This window comes from Agrobacterium sp. LEGMi-208b (assembly GCF_059511785.1).
The window spans coordinates 406,642-423,593 of sequence record NZ_CM183445.1; the positions used below are offsets into that span (position 1 = coordinate 406,642).

Sequence of the window (16,952 nt, forward strand, 5' to 3'; positions counted from 1 at the left end):
TTTTCACGATTGGCCATTTGCAATGATTGAAACGACTGCCGCCCTCGCCGAAGCCTGCACGGAACTGGCGAAATCGGAATTCATCACCATCGACACCGAATTTCTGCGGGAAACGACCTTCTGGCCGGAGCTGTGCCTCGTACAGATGGCAAGCCCGACGCTGGAAGTGCTGGTCGATCCACTCGCCAAGGGTCTCGACCTTACGCCGCTGTTCGAGCTGATGGCCAATCCAAACGTCGTGAAAGTCTTCCACGCCGCGCGGCAAGACATTGAGATCATCTACCATCTCGGCGGGCTCATTCCGCATCCGATCTTCGACACGCAGGTCGCCGCCATGGTCTGCGGTTTCGGCGATTCGATCTCCTACGACCAGCTGGTCCAGAAGATCAAAAATGTGCAGATCGACAAATCCTCGCGTTTCACCGACTGGAGCCGCCGCCCGCTGACCGAAAAACAGCTGGACTACGCGCTGGCCGACGTGACCCATCTGCGCGATGTCTATCTCTCGCTGAAGGCACAGCTGGAGCGTGAAGGCCGCTCGCTGTGGCTGACCGAAGAGATGGATGTTCTGGAATCACGCGACACCTATGACATGCATCCCGACGATGCCTGGCTCAGGCTGAAATCGCGCCTGCGCAAGCCGACGGAACTCGCCATCCTCAAATTCATCGCCGCCTGGCGCGAGCGTGAGGCGCGGTCGCGCAACGTGCCGCGCTCGCGGGTCCTCAAGGATGATGCGATCTTTGAAATCGCCCAGCAGCAGCCGAAGGACGCCGAGGCGCTGTCGCGGCTGCGCACCATTCCCAAGGGCTGGGAGCGTTCCGCCTCCGGCACCGCCATCATCGAAACCGTGAATGCGGCGCTGGCGCTGCCGAAAGAAGAAATGCCGAAGGCACCGCGTCACAGCCACGCGCCGGAAGGCTCCGGCGCTGCCGTGGAGCTTTTGAAGGTTCTCCTCAAACTGACGGCCGACAAGCACGGCGTCGCCGCCAAGGTCATCGCCAACAGCGACGATCTGGACAAGATCGCCGCCGAGGGCGAGAAGGCAACCGTAGCGGCACTCACCGGCTGGCGACGGGAACTCTTCGGCGATGTGGCCCTGAAACTCATCAATGGCGAAGTCGCCCTGCGTTTTGCGGGCAAGAAGGTCGAGGCCGTGGAAGTTGAGGTTGCGGCGAGCGAGTCGTAACCGCCCGCCTTTCTCACCCCAATTTCGCCCGCATCGCGTCCCATCTCTTTGTCGATGGTCGCGCTTTGAGGGTCTTGCCATGAAACCTGCCCGCACGCTGCTGCTCGCCACGCTTGTCGCGGCGGCAGGCATTCTCCCCTCCCTCCCCACCCGGGCCGGCGAGGACAAGGTCGACCTCCAGGGTGAATGGACGACAGACTGCCTGAAGATCGGCAAGAATGACCGGCATGGCATTGTCACGCGCATCACCATTCGCGACAATCGCATGCATGCGGTGTCGCAGGTCTATGCCCGCAGCGGCTGCCAGCAGCCCACGGTGCAGGTGCGTTACGAAGGCACGCTGGATGGCGGGCTGAAAGACCAGGATGGCCTGCTCTTTGCCCACACAGTCACCGCGATCACCATGACAGCGAATGACGGCGACGTCGTCGACCATTATAATCGCGACCCGAAAGGCATGGGCTGCGGCTTGAGCGGCTGGAAGGAGAACATTCCCTTCGACGTTGACGGCCGCACCTGCGCCGCCATCACCTTCGCCCGCAAGGGAGAGACCCTGTTCGACCGGGCATGGATCGACGGCAACCGGCTGCGTTTTGCCGCCTTCCCCGTCAAATGGTCGAACCGCTCGCAGGACGACCGGCCGCAATCCCCGCTTGAAACCGTCTATTACAGAACATCCTATTAGGCGTAGAGCGGCGGCAACGCCGATTTTGCGGCAACAGCGCAACAGCCTTACCAATCCTTCATGCAACCTTACCGATTGCTCACTTTTTGCGGCGCTTTTTCCACACTAATGTCGCATATGACCTGAACAGAAGCTTCGCCCGAAGGGAGCGGCCTGCCTTTCTTTCCCGAGACCAAAGCCTCCCCTTCCCGAGATCAAGAACTGATATGAGAAAATTGCTGCCCATTCTGGATTACGTGGTGCTCTTCGTTGCCGTGGCCGGCAGCGGCGTGGCCTACGCTTTTCTGGAATATGGTGGCGGCGCACTCATCGGGGCGACCTATGCGCTGTTTGCCTGCGCGCCGATCCTCGCCTTCGAGCGCGGTTATATCATGCCGGGCCTGTCGCGGCAGGTGAGCGCTTTGCCGACGCCGGCCTATATCGCCGTCGGCCTCATCATCTACGCCATCCTCGTCTTTTGCGGCTTCGGGCTCGGCGGCACGATCCTGTGGCTGAGCGGGATCTTTCCCGGCACCTGGAAACGGGCGGTGCATGCGGAAGTGCAGACGCTGATCTTCACCCTTATCGTCTGCGGCATCATCGTCTTCATCATGCGGGTGCGTGAGCTTCTCGGCCGCGATATCTTCATCGATCTCATTCTTGGCCGTTATCGCCGCCCCGTCAGCGAAGACCGCGTCTTCATCTTCATCGATCTCGTCGGTTCCACCTCTTTCGCCGAAACCCATGGCGACCTGAAGGCCCAGGAATTTCTCGGCGAAATCTTTGCAAGCTATGCGGCGCCGGTCAGAAAACACGGCGGCGTCATCGACGACTATATTGGCGATGCCGCCATCATCACTTGGCCCTATCACATGGCGATCCGGCGGGCGGCCTGTGTGCGCTGCGTTTTCGATATTCAGGCGACCATTGAAAACACCCGCGACATGTGGCTCTCCCGCTTCGGCGAGGTGCCGCGCCTGCGCTTCGCCATCCATGGCGGGCCGGTCATCACGGCGGAAATCGGCGTTGACCATCACAAGATCACCTATTTCGGCGACACGGTGAACACGACCTCGCGGCTCGAATCGCTGAGCAAGATGCTCGGCCATCCCGTGCTGATTTCCGCCGATCTCGCCCATCAGCTGGTGCTTCCCAAGGGCGTGCGCAGCGAATATCTCGGCGAACATGCGGTGAAGGGCCGTGGCCAGACGCTCGGCGTCTGCACGCTCAGCCAATATCAGGCGCCCGCCGCATAAGCGCCATCGGCGGCAAAAAAGCCATGCGGCCCGTCTGCCGATGATGGCCGTCATCAAAATTCATCAAAGCTTCAAACGACAATCACCTGCCTGTCATGCGACGACCCTATCGCGTCAATCCTGTCTTCAACAGGTATCGAGGGGTCTCCATCATGAAGCACATTCTTTTCGCGCCTTTCGCGGTTCTCGCACTTGCCACCACCTCTTATGCGGCTGAGAAGGAGTTTCCGGCAAAGCTGGTCTCCCACGCCATTCTGCCGGCCAACACCATGATCGCGGCGCCGGCCGATGCGCCTGAACATCTCAAGACCTCCGCCAAGTTCACGACCGCCGACCGCAAGCGCGCCGAAGGTCTCGGCACCGTGCCGGGCAAGGATGGCGTGCGCCTGACCGGCCTTTCCATGCCGTTCAACGGCCAGCCGATGCAGGGCTTCTCCGGCATCAAGACCATGCCCGACGGCAGCTTCTGGAGCCTTTCCGATAACGGTTTCGGTTCCAGGCTCAATTCCAGCGACGCCATGCTGATGTTTCACCATCTGAAGCTCGATTGGGATGCCGGCAAGGTCAACGCGCTTGAAACCGTGTTCCTCTCCGACCCCGACATGAAGGCGCCCTTCCCCATCGTTCTCGAAGGCACTGAAAAGCGTTACCTGACGGGTGCGGATTTCGACGTCGAATCCATTCAGCCGGTCGCTGACGGTTTCTGGGTGGGTGAGGAATTCGGCCCCTACATCCTGAAATTCACCCGCGACGGCAAGCTGACCGACGTGATTTCCACCAAGGCTGGCGACATCGAGGTCAAGTCTCCCGACCATCCGGCTCTCGCCCTGCCCGGCAACCCGACGCAGAAAATGCCTACCTTCAATCTCAAGCGTTCCGGCGGTTATGAAGGCATGGCCCTCTCCAAGGATGGCTCGAAGCTTTACGGTCTGCTGGAAGGCCCGCTCTACATGGCCGACGGCCAGGTGGAAAAAACCGAAGACGGCGCCACCGCGCTGCGCATCATCGAACTCGACACCGCCAAGAAGGCATGGACCGGCCGCAGCTGGCTTTATCCGCTGGCGGAAGGCGGCGAGGCGATCGGCGACTTCAACATGCTGGACGAGGCCACCGCCCTCGTCATCGAGCGCGACAATGGCGCCGGCACGGCCGACAAGGCCTGCGCCGACCCCAAGGCTCCGGCTGCGGACTGCTTCGCCCGCCCTGCCAAGCTGAAGCGCATCTACAAGATCGAACTCAACGACGCCAATGTCGGCAAGGCCGCGCGCAAGATCGGCTATATCGACCTGATGAAGGTTTCCGATCCTGACAACAAGAAGCGTCAGGGTGGCGGCAACGGTTATTACGACATGCCTTTCGTTACCATCGAGAATGTCGACCGCGTCGATGCCACGCATATCATCGTCGGCAATGACAACAACCTGCCCTTCTCGGCCGGCCGTGCGCTGGACAAGGCTGACGACAACGAATTCGTGCTGCTGGAAGTCAAGGACCTGCTCGACGCGAAATAAGACCAGGGCTGCTGTCACTCGCTTTGACAGCCGCCAAAGATCCGGACGGAGCGCCCCGGCAGACACTGACGTCTGCAGGGCGCTCCGTTCCGATTCTCCGGAGTTAGAGCAATTCCGGTGAACACCGGTTCACTCCATTGCTTTAACTCTTTGTTTTTACGCATTTCCAGACGCAAAACCGAGCACAATTTTGCTGGAAATGCTTTGACCGAAACATGCTTGCGGAAAAGAAGACGTTTCATGCAGGACCATGCAGAGAGACTTTATTACGCCCTGAAGAAAAGCTGGTCGGGCGAGACGAGCGGCCTCTGGTCGCGCGAAAACCCCGCCAAGGGCCAAGGCAGCGTCACCGCGCTGGTGGTGCAGGATATTTTTGGCGGTGAGCTTGCCAAAACCGCTGTCAGCGGTGCCGACCATTTTTACAATATCGTCGAAGGCACCCGCTGGGATTTCACCTTTAGCCAATTCGATATTCCGGTCGGCTATCAGGACAGGCTTGCCAGCCGCACGGAAGCCATGGCGACGATAACGCCGTTGCAATATGCCTATCTCAGCGCGTGTATCCGCAAGGCGCTGGGGCACGGCTGAACCCTTTGCGCGAGGACTGCCAGTCTGTTGCCGTTTCGCCCGGCGAAACCCGGCATGCGTTCAGCTATTGTGTTTCGTTTCGCCACCACGATTTCAGTCTTTCCCGCAAAGCCGACACAATCCACACGATACTATCGGTCAGCGAAATGGGCGCACCGACAGGAGAGATTTCGATGAATGAGAGTTGCCCGGTCCTGACACCGGCGGAGCGGCAAATTCAGGATCTATTGCACCGCAAAGAAGCCGCGATGATGGCCACCATTCACGCGGCGCTCGAGCGCACCAGCAAGGAGGTCGCCGAGGCATTCCAGGCCGCCGATTCAGACATGCAGCCACCGCCTCATGACTATTTTGCCGCTGTCGCACACCAGCAACTCTTCCTGATGTTATGCGGGGCGAACCCGGAGACCTTCGAGGGGGGAGACCCCGAAATCGCCGGCCACATCATTCGGAACGCTCAGAACATATCCGACCACTACTTTAAGAAAAAACCTGCCGCTGCGGATGTCCCGGGCGAGTGACACATCCTGCAGGAAGACAAGATTCGGTTCACGCGGCATCGCGCGAGGCCTGCATTTGGAAGGAATGCCCGGCCTGACCGGACTTCTTTGGCCATTCCACGTCACAGCGCCTTCATCATCGCCGGTTAAGCAGACGCAAATCCGGAGGCTGGAATGGATTCGACCGCACCGATCAAGCGCCCGAAAATCGCAGAGACCGTCATCCATGCGACGGCGAGCATAAGAGATTCAAATATCGGCGAATGCTGCGAAATTCTGGCTGACACCTCCCTGCACAATGCCGAACTCGGGAATTATTCCTATCTTGGCCCCCGTTGCATGGTGGGAGATGCGACAATCGGAAAGTTCTGCGCCATCGCCGCGGAGGTCAGGATAGGCGCCCCCAACCATCCGATGGACCGGCCATCGATGCATCGTTTCAGCTATTGCCCGGAATATTACGCCGCCGATGCGGTGCGCGACGACGCCTTTTTTAACCAGCGGAGACAGGATCGCGCCATCATCGGTCACGATGTCTGGATCGGTCACGGGGTTATCGTTTTGCCGGGCGTCAAGGTTGGAGATGGCGCCGTACTTGCCGCCGGGGCCGTTGTTACCAGAGATGTGCCACCCTACACCATCGTCGGCGGCGTCCCCGCAAAAATCATTCGCGAGCGATTTTCGCGATCCATCGCGGAAAAACTTGCTTCAATCGCATGGTGGGACTGGCCCTTCGAAACGATCATAGCCAGGCTTTCCGACTTTCAGTCGAGCGACATCGAAGCCTTTTGCGAGCGCTGGTCGTAACCAGCGCCGCAAAACAGGGCATCGCCGCTCGTTACTCGAATACGAAGGCCAGCCGCTTGCCCGTCAGTCTCGCCAGCTGCTGCAGGCGGCCATCCAGCCGCTCGCCGGCGAAATCGCAATAATCGTGCGGCACGACGAATTCCAGGTCCAGATCGGGATTGCCGGATTTGCGGAATTTCAGGTGATCGACGACACCCGGCATCGAGGCCGAGAAAAGGTAGACGACGCGCAGCAGGCCACCGAGCAGTTTCCCAAGCTCCTGCAAACGGTCGCCCGCCATGACGGCGAGCGGCTGGGTGGTGCCGTTGTCGTTCAAACCTTCGAAGCGATAATAATTGGCAAGCGCAATATAGGCGCGGCCGGGATGGGTGATTGCGACGAAGGAGGAATGCGCGATGATGTTGAGTGCCTGCAATCCGCGATAATCCGGATGGGCGCGCCAGCTGATATCGGCAAGAAGGCAGGCCGCCTGCCGGTAACGGCTTTCCTCATCCGTCTCGTCGACACCGAAGACCGGGAAGGTGCGGCCGCTCCAATCCGCCAGTTCGCGCGCATGTTCCGGCGAGCGGGCGCGCAGGATGGCAAGCTCATCTGCCGCGACCAGCAGCGGATCGGATTCGCGCTCGGCTTCCGTCAGCAGCGAATAGAGATACCCTTCACGCACGCCCTGCGCGGAGAAGGCGATCTTTGCCGGCTTCATCACCCGCAAGACTTCACGCATGGCAATCGCGCCGAAGGGCAGCAGCGAACGACGGTTCTTGGAAACCGCCTGCCAGGCCGGATCCTTGCTGTCCCGGGAGACGATGACCTCCTCCAGGAAATTCAGCATTTCTTCCAGCGGCAATTCATATCCTTGCATCATGTGCAGCGGATAGCCGGTAATTTCCATATGCAGCTTGGCGATGTTTCGCCATGTGCCGCCCACGGCATAAAAGGTGCGCCCCTCGCCCGCCGCCAGAAGCTTTGCAAAGGATTTAACATGTTTTCTGGCGATGGTGGCCGCTTTCTCCAGCGAGCCATCGGATTGCTCGGAAAGCCTCAAGCCACCGAGCGGCAGGGTGATGCCCTCGCCGCAGCTCTTGCCCTTGATGTCGATGAGTTCGAGCGAACCGCCGCCGAGGTCACCCGCGATGCCGTCCGGATCATGGAAACCGCTGATCACGCCATAGGCGGAATAAAGCGCTTCCTTTTCGCCTGACAGAACCTCGATCTCGCAGCCGAGAATGGCTTCAGCCTCACGGATGAAATCCGGGCCGTTCTCCGCCTCACGCGCAGCAGCCGTCGCCAGCACATAGAGCTTCTGCGCCTGCGCCTGCTCGGACAGCACATGAAAACGCCTGAGCGCCATCAGCGCCCGGCTGACGCCTTCCTCATGCATACGCCCCGTCAGCGCCAGCCCTTTGCCAAGGCCGCACAGGACCTTTTCATTGAACAGCACCGCGGGGGCGCGGGAAAGACCTTCATATACGACGAGACGAACGGAGTTCGAACCAATATCTATGACGGAAACGGGGGCAAGGCCGGTCAGCCGCCCCTGTGCTTCTGATCGAGTCATTCAGCCTGTTTCTTGCGGGACGAAATCAACCCGGCAATCAATTTGGGCGCACTGGACTTCAGGGCTTCACCACGTCCGGAAAGGCTGGGATTGGTCATGAAATAGTGCTGCGCGTTGAACGGTTCTTCGCCTTTACGCACCTCGATGCGCCTCGACGTTCCGTCCGCAAGTATCTCGTAGCTCTGCTGGTTGTCAATGAGATTGCCCAGCATAATCTGTGAAAGAACCTGCTCGTGCACGGTGGGATTGGTGAGCGGCACCAGCGTTTCCACACGCCGGTCGAGGTTGCGCGGCATCATGTCGGCCGAGCCGATATAGACCAGCGCCTTGTCCGAAGGCAGGCCGAAACCGTTGCCGAAGCAGAAGATGCGGCTGTGCTCGAGGAAGCGGCCGACGATGGATTTGACGCGGATATTGTCCGACAGGCCGGGAACCTGCGGGCGCAGGCAGCAGATGCCGCGCACGACGAGATCGACCTCCACGCCCGCCGCGCTGGCGCGGTAGAGCGCATCGATGATTTCAGGATCAACCAGCGAATTCATCTTCATCCAGATCGCCGCCGGCGCGCCGCGCTTGGCATGCTCGATCTCTTCATTGATGTGCTTCACGATGCGGGCGCGCAGCGTATAGGGCGAAATGGCGAGCTTCATGCCCTCTTCCGGTTCGCCGTAACCCGTGATGAAATTGAAGATATTCGCCATGTCATGGGCGATCTTCGGGTTGCAGGTGAAGAAGGACAGGTCGGTATAAATCTTGGCCGTGATCGGGTGATAGTTGCCGGTGCCGAGGTGGCAATAGGTTCTGAGCTTGCCATCCTCGCGGCGCACCACCATCGACATCTTGGCATGGGTCTTGAGTTCGATGAAGCCGAAGACGACCTGCACGCCGGCGCGCTCCAGGTCACGCGCCCAGCGGATATTCGCCTCTTCGTCGAAACGCGCCTTCAGCTCGACCAGCGCGGTGACGGATTTGCCGGCTTCGGCCGCATCGATCAGCGCGCGAACGATCGGGCTGTCATTGGAGGTGCGGTAGAGCGTCTGCTTGATGGCGAGCACATCCGGGTCGCGCGCCGCCTGCAGCAGGAACTGCACCACAACGTCGAAGCTTTCATAGGGATGGTGAACCACCATGTCCTTTTCGCGGATGGCGGCGAGGCAATCGCCGGCATGTTCGCGCACACGCTCCGGGAAACGGGCGTTATAGGGTTCGAACTTCAGGTCGTCGCGCGGCGCACGCACGATTTCCGAAATGGTGTTGAGCGCGAGCAGACCGGGCAGAACGGCGACGCGGTTATCCGGCACGCCAAGCTCATGCACCACGAACTGGCGCAGGGACTGCGGCATTTCGCTGTCGGTCTCGATACGGATCACGGAACCGCGGCGGCGGCGCTTCAGCGCGCTTTCGAAGAAACGGACCAGATCTTCCGCCTCTTCCTCCACCTCGATATCGCTGTCGCGGATGATGCGGAACGTGCCGAAGCCCCGGACGCTATAGCCGGGATAAAGCCGGTGAATGAACAGGCCGACCACATCTTCGAGCGTGATGTAGCGGATGGCGTTCTTGTCATCCGGCAGGCGCACGAAGCGGTCGAGCGCCGGCGGCAGGCGCAGGAGCGCCGTCATCGGCTCGCGGCCGTTGACGCTGTCGAGCTGCAGGCCCATCGAGAAACCAAGGTTCGGAATGAAGGGGAACGGGTGCGCAGGGTCGATGGACAGCGGGGTCAGCACCGGGAAAATACGTTCCTCGAATTCGGTGCCGAGCCACAGCCGGTCCGCATCCGACAATGCGGCGGGGCGCACGATGAAGATTTCTTCCTTGGCAAGATATTGCTGCAGAACGGCAAGCGAGGCCTGCTGCTCCATCTGCAGATTGTCGATTTCCTTCAGAATATCTTCGAGCTGCTCGGCCGGCGTCTTGCCGTCGGGTGTCTTGACGGTGATCTTCTGGCGCACCTGCCCTTCGAGGCCGGCGACGCGGACCATGAAAAATTCATCGAGATTGGCGGCGGAAATGGACAGGAAACGCAGCCGCTCCAGCAGCGGATGATCCGTGTTCAGCGTTTCTTCGAGAACGCGACGGTTGAACTGGAGCCAGGAGAATTCGCGGTTGATGAAACGCGCCGGGCTGTCCCACAGGCTTTCGCCCTCGGTTGCCGGCTGAACCTTGTTGAAGTCTTCCTGCACGATAGCGTCCATTCCCTGTTCCATCCCCTGACCTGTTTCCGTCCCGTGATCCTGCTGCATCGCGCGATCGTCCTTCTTGCCCGTATAACAGTTTGACGACGGAACTGTGACAGTTAATCGACGTCCAGTCCGCTGCCCGCCGGTGCTTTGTCCATCGCGTTGAGGACTTCCGCCACCAGCGGACGTGTAATTCTCGTTCCACGCGCGAGCGCCAGCCGATCGATCCGGTCCACGATCGTCTGCGCCGTATCGAGCGAACGCTCCATTCTATTGACGATGTAACCTACGAGTTTGTCATCCATGTAAAGCTGCCGGTCGGCGAAGAGTTTTACCAGCACCTGCGCCAGCAGCCCCTCATCCGGTTCACCGGTTTCCACCACCGTCACGGCCTTCAGGCGCGAACGCAGGTCCGGCAGCGTCACCGGCCATGCGGCCGGCCATTGCCGGCTCGTCATCAAAAGCGTGGTGCCGTGCTGGCGCACGCTGTTGATGACATGGAACAGTTCGGTCTCGTTAAAACCGCGGCGGTCCGCATCCTCGAAAAGAACGGCACCGCTCTCGGCCAAGCGCGCGGCATCCGTGCCCGCCTGCGGGTGGATATCCCGGGCGCCGGCGATGCTTTTCCAGATATTGGCGAGGTGCGATTTTCCCGAACCCGGCGGCCCGGCCAGCACGACGACCGGCGAGCGCCAGTTGGGCCATTCATCGACGAGGCTGACGGCAGCCGCAAGCGAGGCGGAGACGAGAAGATCGTCCCTGCCGGAGGCGGGCTGGTGCGAGAATGCGAGCGGCAGCTGCTCGGCCTTCGACCGGGCGTTGTCGGTTTTGATTTGGTCAGTCATCGTCAGCTCTGAGAGTCAACCTTGCCGGAGGACGTTTCCCCTTCTTCCAGGGCAGGATTGGTGTCCCAGGGAAGGTTGGCGGCGTGCCCGTGGTAGAGATCGCTTTCAAGATACCGCGACAAGGCGAAGCGGACAAGCACACCGACTGCGGCCGCCGCCGGCACCGCGACAAGAAGCCCGACGAAACCGAAAAGCGCGCCGAAGGCGAAGAGCGCGAACATCAGCCAGACCGGATGCAGGCCGACGCTTTTGCCGACAAGTTTCGGCTGCAGGATGTTGCCTTCGATGAACTGGCCGGAAAAGAACACGACGAGCGTCAGGAAGACATAGATGTAATCAGGCCAGAACTGCACGATGGCGACGCCGACGGCGAGGATGAGGCCGACCATGGAGCCGATATAGGGAATGAAGCTGATGAGGCCCGAGAAAAGGCCGATCAGCAGGCCGAAATTCAAGCCCACCAGCGACAGGCCAACGGCGTAATAAACGCCGAGAATGATGCAGAGCGACCCCTGCCCGCGCACGAAGCCGGCAATGGTCTTGTCCATGTCGCGGGCGATCTGGCGGACGGTATGGACATAGTCGCGCGGTATCCAGCTATCGACCTTGTCGATCATCCGGTCCCAGTCGAGCAGCAGATAAAAGGCGACGACGGGCGTGACGACCAGAAGTGACATGACATCGACCAGCGATTTGCCGGAATTCCAGATCTGCGTCAGCAGCGTACCGATGAAACCTGCGCCTTCGGTCAGCAGCTTTGAAAAATTCTCCTTTACCGAGTTGATCTGGCTGCTCACCCAATCCGGCAGAAGATTGGTATCGGCGCCGGCAATCAGCTGCTGCAATGACGAGATATATTGCGGGATGCGCGTGATGAATTCCGAAGCCTGGGCGGCGATCAGCGGAATGATGATGATGAGCGACAGCGCGAAGATCAGCACAAAGGAAACGAGGATGACGACGGTGGCCATCAACCGGCTCAGGCCGCGCCGTTCCAGCCAGTCGGCAACCGGATCGAGAAAATAGGCAAGCGCCATGCCCGCCACGAAGGGCAGGAGAATGGAGCTGAAGACCATCAGGAAAAGGATAAAGACGGCAAGCACGCCGACCCAGAAAAACACCTGCCTGCGCAGGCTCGTACCGCTTACATGGGGTTGCATCCGTTCATCCTTTATCGCCGCACCGTCACCGCCCATGATGGAGATAGGATGCGCATATGCATATGGTCAAGACCGGCGCTTTCCTGCGCCGACAGAAGGAGACTGCCGGCACCGCGGCAAAATCCCTCATTTCCGGCCACCCCTCGCAACGGCAGGTTGACCGGCGGCAAATATTAGACAACTATCAAATATTGCCGGGCGAGCCAGCAGCGCTCCTTCCTGTCCGGCGGCCGGGGGGCACGATGCAGAGCACCAGTGAAAATGGCATCGCGGAATATAATGCCGGTCTCTTCGATAATCCCGAAGTTGCCGAATGGTACGACAACCAAAAGCTTTACCCGGCCGAACGCATTATTCTCGATCAGTTCCGCCACGCCTATGCGGGCAAGCGGCTGCTTGACCTCGGCGTCGGCACCGGACGAACGACGAAGCCGCTTCTGCCCTTGGTGGCAGACTATATCGGCATTGACCGCTCGCAGCCGATGCTGGCGCTGGCGCGGCGCAATTTTCCCTCAGCCACGTTTCTCGACATGGATGTGCGGTCGATCGGCCAGTTCGGCGCGGAGCGTTTCGATTGCGTGCTCGGCGCGCTCGCCATTCTAAGCGCCTTCGACCATGAAGACCGGCTTGCCATCATCCATGCCGTGCGAAGCATTCTCGCACCCGGCGGATATTTCATCTTTTCGTTTCACAATCGCCAATGGAAGCGGGCCGGCGGCATGCCGCTGCACCGGCGTTCCTGGCACCCGCGCGAGGTGGTGAATTCGCTGCATCCGCAAAGCTGGATCAATTATCTGCGCCTGCAAGCTTCGACACGGCGCACACCGGAATATGCCATTCTCGCGGATCAGGCGCACCGCTGGAGCGGCCTGTTTTATTTCATCGACCTTGCCGCCCAGACCCGCCAGCTGGAAGCGGCGGGTTTTGAGATCGCCGCACGTTATGGCGAGAACGGACGGCCGATCGAGGAAAATTCCGATACTTCCAATGACGGCCTGCTCAATCTCGTCTGTCGCGCCGCGCCGCAGCCATCGTGAGCACCCAATCCGGCTAACCCCGCCAAAGCCGTTAAAAACCGGAGCTTTTGCCACTCAAACCCTTGCATCAGGCCCCGTCCCGTGCGAATGGCGACGCCAAAGGAACCAGCGGAGACGAGAGCCATGAGCCAGTCGGGCAAGAACGGTCTTACCTATAGTGATGCGGGTGTGGATATCGACGCCGGCAACCTGATGGTCGAAAAGATCAAACCGGCGGTGCGCTCGACACGGCGTCCCGGCGCGGATGGCGAAATCGGCGGCTTCGGCGGCCTGTTCGACCTGAAGGCTGCCGGTTTCACCGATCCGGTTCTGGTGGCCGCCAATGACGGCGTCGGCACCAAGCTGAAGATCGCCATCGACGCTGACTATCATGATACCGTCGGCATCGACCTCGTCGCCATGTGTGTCAACGATCTTGTCGTTCAGGGCGCAGAACCGCTGTTCTTCCTCGATTATTTCGCAACCGGCAAACTGGACCCCGACCAGGGTGCGGCCATCGTTTCCGGCATTGCCGCCGGCTGCCGCGAATCCGGCTGTGCGCTGATCGGCGGCGAAACCGCTGAGATGCCCGGCATGTATTCCGATGGCGATTACGATCTCGCGGGCTTTGCCGTGGGTGCGGCCGAACGCGGCCAGCTTCTGCCGGCCGGCGACATTGCCGAAGGCGACGTCATTCTCGGCCTTTCCTCTTCCGGCGTTCACTCCAACGGCTTTTCGCTGGTGCGCAAGATCGTATCGGTCTCCGGTCTCGACTGGGACGCCCCGGCCCCCTTCGCCGACGGCAAGAAGCTCGGTGAAGCGCTGCTGACCCCGACCCGCATCTATGTGAAGCCGCTTTTGAAGGCGATCCGCGAGACCGGCGCGCTGAAGGCGCTCGCACATATTACCGGCGGCGGTTTCCCGGAGAATATTCCGCGCGTTCTGCCCAAGCATCTCGCTGCCGAGATCGATCTCGAAGCGATCAAGGTTCCCGCCGTCTTCTCGTGGCTGGCGAAAACCGGCGGCGTTGAAGCCAAGGAAATGCTGCGTACCTTCAATTGCGGTGTCGGCATGATCGTGGTCGTTTCGGCCGAAAATGCCCGTGAGGTCACCGAGGTTCTGACGGCCGAAGGCGAGACCGTCTTCCCGCTCGGCCGTATGGTCGCCCGCGAAGAGGGCGCACATGGCACGATCTACAAGGGCGCTCTCGGCCTATGATGAGCGCCGCCTTCCCGACCGGCCGCAAACGCGTCGTCGTTTTCATTTCCGGCAGCGGCTCCAACATGGTGGCGCTGGCCAAGGCCTGCCAGGCGGCGGATTCTCCGGCGGAAATCGTCTGCGTGATTTCGGACAAGGCGTCTGCGGGCGGGCTGGAAAAGGCACGGGGCATGGGCATTCCCACGCTGGTCTTCGAACGCAAGACCTATGCCAGCAAGGCCGAGCACGAGGGCGCCATTCTGGCCGCACTCGGCGAGATCGCGCCTGACATCATCTGCCTTGCCGGTTACATGCGGCTGATATCGGGGGATTTCATTGCTCCCTATGAAGGCCGCATCATCAATATCCACCCTTCCCTGCTGCCGCTTTTCCCCGGCCTACACACCCATCAGCGCGCCATCGACAGCGGCATGAAGATTTCCGGCTGCACCGTGCATTTCGTTACCGAAGGCATGGATGAAGGCCCGACCATCGCGCAGGGAGCGGTGCCGGTCATTTCCGGCGACACGGCCGATACGCTTGCGGCACGCATCCTGACCGTCGAGCACCAGCTTTACCCGCTGACGCTGAAGCGGCTTGCGGAAGGCAAGGTACGGATGGAAGGCGGCAAAGCCATATCCATGGATAACGAGAGTAAATCCGAGTATTCCAACCTGATTTCCGCTTTCTGATAAAGCTATACCTAAAGTACAGCGATACTCAGAAGTGGTATTTTCGGCAAAATAAACCGATCATTTACCATAATCATCTTTAATGCCCGTGACGGCCCCTATTTCGGGCCCTCCGGTCATTCAGGAGCGATTATGCCATTTTCGAGATTCTTCCTGCCGCTTTCGGCGGCTTTGCTGATGAGTGCCAGCCTGCCGGTCCTGGCCGAGCAAGGCGGTGTTACAGCCTCGCTGGATGCCGGTGTCCTCAATCTCCGCGCGACGGAAACCGTTCATCTGCGCGGTCGCAAGGTCAGTGAACTCGAATGGGAAACCAAGAATGCCATGGCGCTGCGCGGCTCGCTCGGGCTTGAGCTTGCGCCCGGCTGGCGCGTGAAGGCAGAAGGCCGCGTCGGCTTCGAAGGCGATGGCTACATGACCGACTATGACTGGATATGGCCTTTTTCCCGGGATAGCTCCAAGGACAATTGGAGCCATCGTTCCCAGCACGACGATACGCGGCTCGACCATTATTTTTCGGGAAGCCTCGAACTCAACCGCATGCTGCTGGACGATCCCCAGCAATATCTCAGCGCCGGCGTCGGCTTCCGTTACACGGATGTGCAATGGTCTGCCTATGGCGGCAGAGGCGTCTACAGTCTTTTTTCGCCAAGGGATCTGAGTGTAAAATTCAAGGATGATGTCAAAGGCATCACCTATCGTCAGCAGATACCGGTTTTCTACGGCAACCTGACCGGCGGCCAGAGGTTCGGCAACTGGTCGCTGAATGCCGGCCTAGAAGGCGGCGCGATGGTTTATGGCAAGGCGACCGACGATCATCATCTGCGCGACATGCGCTTCACCGACAAATTCGACGTTGCCGGCATGTTCGGGGTGAAAGCGGGCGTTGCCTATGACCTGACCGAGAATGCCTCGGTCTATCTCGACGGCGCGTATGACTATACCAGCCTCGGGCGCGGAGACACCCACTACAGCGGCGCAGGCGCCGGAAACCTGTCATCGGAAAAGAATGCCGGCGGCGGCGACCTGCAGTCGATTTTCGTGGGGATGGGTGTGAAAGGACGCTTCTGATTGCGACGGTATTACTCGATGTACGAGTTTACCAGACGCGCTCGAATAACCCTGCCCTCAAAGCCGGGCGCGATTTAACATCGCCCATTGCAGCAGAATGATCGTCTTGGAATCGGTGATTTCACCCGATGCGATCATCGCGAAGGCTTCGTCCAGCCCATAGGTCAGAACCTCCAGATCCTCGCCTTCGTCCTCCAGTCCGCCGCCGCTGCCGGCCTGCACATCAAGATCGATGCGGGCGACGAAGAGACTGACCTTTTCGGTCAGCGTGCCGGGGCTCGCATACATGTCGAAGAGGTACTCGACCTTTTCGACCGCGTAGCCGGATTCTTCCATTGCCTCCCGGCGGATTGCAACGGCCGCGTCGTCGTCATCGAGAAGCCCCGCCGGCACCTCGATCATGAAGCTTTGATCGCCGTTCACGAAGGCGGCGGGGCGGAACTGGCGCACCATCACCACGCTGTCGCGTTTCGGATCATAAAGAAGAATGGCGGCGGCGCTGCCATGGTCGTGGACTTCCCGGACGATACGGATGGTTTTACCGTCAGGCATGCGCTGATCGAAAACGAGCTTCTGCATATGCACGAAGCCCTTCCAGACGGTTTCTTTTTCCACCAGCCGGATTCTGCTGGCGTCCGTGTCGGCCGGAACGTTCTTCGCCTGCGTCTGTGTCAACGGATATGTCCTTGCCTGTCGTGCATTGGTTTCAGCCTGCCCTTGTTGC

Annotated in this window: 16 protein-coding genes; 11 read left to right on the forward strand and 5 right to left on the reverse strand. The window is 60.1% G+C overall.

The genetic code is table 11. The annotated features are described in order from the left end of the window. Window positions 1-22 precede the first annotated feature (22 nt). The 7 genes from rnd (at window position 23) to AC5YUO_RS02055 (ending at window position 6,515) form a co-directional block, all read left to right on the forward strand. A complete protein-coding gene (gene rnd, locus AC5YUO_RS02025) occupies window positions 23-1,189 on the forward strand; it encodes a ribonuclease D (protein ID WP_400812046.1) in 1,167 nt (388 codons plus the stop codon). A gap of 79 nt (window positions 1,190-1,268) precedes the next feature. Beyond that, complete coding sequence (locus AC5YUO_RS02030; protein WP_400812044.1) at window positions 1,269-1,874, forward strand: hypothetical protein; 606 nt, start codon at window positions 1,269-1,271, stop codon at window positions 1,872-1,874. A gap of 206 nt (window positions 1,875-2,080) precedes the next feature. Further along, a complete protein-coding gene (locus tag AC5YUO_RS02035) occupies window positions 2,081-3,109 on the forward strand; it encodes an adenylate/guanylate cyclase domain-containing protein (protein WP_400812042.1) in 1,029 nt (342 codons plus the stop codon). A gap of 152 nt (window positions 3,110-3,261) precedes the next feature. Next, window positions 3,262-4,620 (forward strand): esterase-like activity of phytase family protein, encoded by a 1,359-nt coding sequence (locus AC5YUO_RS02040; RefSeq protein WP_496154073.1) that lies wholly within the window; start codon window positions 3,262-3,264, stop codon window positions 4,618-4,620. Window positions 4,621-4,860: 240 nt separating this feature from the next. Beyond that, window positions 4,861-5,208: a YunG family protein gene (locus tag AC5YUO_RS02045; protein ID WP_065654053.1), complete on the forward strand. Its 348-nt coding sequence runs from the start codon at window positions 4,861-4,863 to the stop codon at window positions 5,206-5,208. A gap of 173 nt (window positions 5,209-5,381) precedes the next feature. Beyond that, window positions 5,382-5,729, forward strand: a complete 348-nt coding sequence (locus AC5YUO_RS02050; RefSeq protein WP_400812490.1) for a hypothetical protein — start codon at window positions 5,382-5,384, stop codon at window positions 5,727-5,729. Between the two features lie 153 nt (window positions 5,730-5,882). Then, window positions 5,883-6,515: a DapH/DapD/GlmU-related protein gene (locus tag AC5YUO_RS02055; RefSeq protein WP_496154074.1), complete on the forward strand. Its 633-nt coding sequence runs from the start codon at window positions 5,883-5,885 to the stop codon at window positions 6,513-6,515. 31 nt (window positions 6,516-6,546) lie between these two features. Here the strand turns inward: AC5YUO_RS02055 and ppx are convergent, their stop codons facing one another. From ppx to AC5YUO_RS02075, 4 genes are read right to left on the reverse strand one after another with little or no spacing between them, the layout of a single operon-like run. Beyond that, entirely contained in the window at window positions 6,547-8,070 is a 1,524-nt protein-coding gene (gene ppx, locus AC5YUO_RS02060) for an exopolyphosphatase (protein ID WP_400812037.1), read from the reverse strand. Beyond that, complete coding sequence (locus AC5YUO_RS02065) at window positions 8,067-10,313, reverse strand: RNA degradosome polyphosphate kinase (RefSeq protein ID WP_400812036.1); 2,247 nt, start codon at window positions 10,311-10,313, stop codon at window positions 8,067-8,069. Before AC5YUO_RS02065 ends, ppx begins: the two co-directional genes overlap by 4 nt. A gap of 53 nt (window positions 10,314-10,366) precedes the next feature. Further along, window positions 10,367-11,095: a DnaA regulatory inactivator HdaA gene (hdaA, locus tag AC5YUO_RS02070; protein WP_400812034.1), complete on the reverse strand. Its 729-nt coding sequence runs from the start codon at window positions 11,093-11,095 to the stop codon at window positions 10,367-10,369. Window positions 11,096-11,097: 2 nt separating this feature from the next. Continuing rightward, a complete protein-coding gene (locus AC5YUO_RS02075) occupies window positions 11,098-12,255 on the reverse strand; it encodes an AI-2E family transporter (protein ID WP_400812033.1) in 1,158 nt (385 codons plus the stop codon). Between the two features lie 242 nt (window positions 12,256-12,497). Here AC5YUO_RS02075 and AC5YUO_RS02080 point away from each other — a divergent pair, with 242 nt between their 5' ends. The 4 genes from AC5YUO_RS02080 (at window position 12,498) to AC5YUO_RS02095 (ending at window position 16,228) form a co-directional block, all read left to right on the forward strand. After that, complete coding sequence (locus AC5YUO_RS02080) at window positions 12,498-13,292, forward strand: class I SAM-dependent DNA methyltransferase (RefSeq protein WP_496154075.1); 795 nt, start codon at window positions 12,498-12,500, stop codon at window positions 13,290-13,292. Window positions 13,293-13,415: 123 nt separating this feature from the next. Then, on the forward strand, window positions 13,416-14,489 hold the full coding sequence (gene purM / locus AC5YUO_RS02085; protein ID WP_496154076.1) for a phosphoribosylformylglycinamidine cyclo-ligase: 1,074 nt from the start codon (window positions 13,416-13,418) through the stop codon (window positions 14,487-14,489). Then, the gene (gene purN, locus AC5YUO_RS02090) at window positions 14,486-15,160 is read left to right on the forward strand and encodes a phosphoribosylglycinamide formyltransferase (RefSeq protein ID WP_496154077.1); all 675 of its coding nucleotides are present in this window, start codon (window positions 14,486-14,488) and stop codon (window positions 15,158-15,160) included. Before purM ends, purN begins: the two co-directional genes overlap by 4 nt. 132 nt (window positions 15,161-15,292) lie before the next feature. Next, on the forward strand, window positions 15,293-16,228 hold the full coding sequence (locus tag AC5YUO_RS02095) for an omptin family outer membrane protease (RefSeq protein ID WP_496154078.1): 936 nt from the start codon (window positions 15,293-15,295) through the stop codon (window positions 16,226-16,228). Between the two features lie 57 nt (window positions 16,229-16,285). Here the strand turns inward: AC5YUO_RS02095 and AC5YUO_RS02100 are convergent, their stop codons facing one another. After that, window positions 16,286-16,903, reverse strand: coding sequence for an NUDIX domain-containing protein (locus AC5YUO_RS02100; RefSeq protein WP_496154079.1), 618 nt, complete (start codon window positions 16,901-16,903; stop codon window positions 16,286-16,288). Window positions 16,904-16,952: the final 49 nt, after the last annotated feature.

Excerpts from the sequence above, each read along its gene's own strand:
- rnd (WP_400812046.1), top strand. The coding sequence starts at position 23 with ATGATTGAAACGACTGCCGCCCTCGCCGAAGCCTGCACGGAACTGGCG.
- AC5YUO_RS02030 (WP_400812044.1), top strand. The coding sequence starts at position 1,269 with ATGAAACCTGCCCGCACGCTGCTGCTCGCCACGCTTGTCGCGGCGGCA.
- AC5YUO_RS02035 (WP_400812042.1), top strand. The coding sequence starts at position 2,081 with ATGAGAAAATTGCTGCCCATTCTGGATTACGTGGTGCTCTTCGTTGCC.
- AC5YUO_RS02040 (WP_496154073.1), top strand. The coding sequence starts at position 3,262 with ATGAAGCACATTCTTTTCGCGCCTTTCGCGGTTCTCGCACTTGCCACC.
- AC5YUO_RS02045 (WP_065654053.1), top strand. The coding sequence starts at position 4,861 with ATGCAGGACCATGCAGAGAGACTTTATTACGCCCTGAAGAAAAGCTGG.
- AC5YUO_RS02050 (WP_400812490.1), top strand. The coding sequence starts at position 5,382 with ATGAATGAGAGTTGCCCGGTCCTGACACCGGCGGAGCGGCAAATTCAG.
- AC5YUO_RS02055 (WP_496154074.1), top strand. The coding sequence starts at position 5,883 with ATGGATTCGACCGCACCGATCAAGCGCCCGAAAATCGCAGAGACCGTC.
- ppx (WP_400812037.1), bottom strand. The coding sequence starts at position 8,070 with ATGACTCGATCAGAAGCACAGGGGCGGCTGACCGGCCTTGCCCCCGTT.
- AC5YUO_RS02065 (WP_400812036.1), bottom strand. The coding sequence starts at position 10,313 with ATGCAGCAGGATCACGGGACGGAAACAGGTCAGGGGATGGAACAGGGA.
- hdaA (WP_400812034.1), bottom strand. The coding sequence starts at position 11,095 with ATGACTGACCAAATCAAAACCGACAACGCCCGGTCGAAGGCCGAGCAG.
- AC5YUO_RS02075 (WP_400812033.1), bottom strand. The coding sequence starts at position 12,255 with ATGCAACCCCATGTAAGCGGTACGAGCCTGCGCAGGCAGGTGTTTTTC.
- AC5YUO_RS02080 (WP_496154075.1), top strand. The coding sequence starts at position 12,498 with ATGCAGAGCACCAGTGAAAATGGCATCGCGGAATATAATGCCGGTCTC.
- purM (WP_496154076.1), top strand. The coding sequence starts at position 13,416 with ATGAGCCAGTCGGGCAAGAACGGTCTTACCTATAGTGATGCGGGTGTG.
- purN (WP_496154077.1), top strand. The coding sequence starts at position 14,486 with ATGATGAGCGCCGCCTTCCCGACCGGCCGCAAACGCGTCGTCGTTTTC.
- AC5YUO_RS02095 (WP_496154078.1), top strand. The coding sequence starts at position 15,293 with ATGCCATTTTCGAGATTCTTCCTGCCGCTTTCGGCGGCTTTGCTGATG.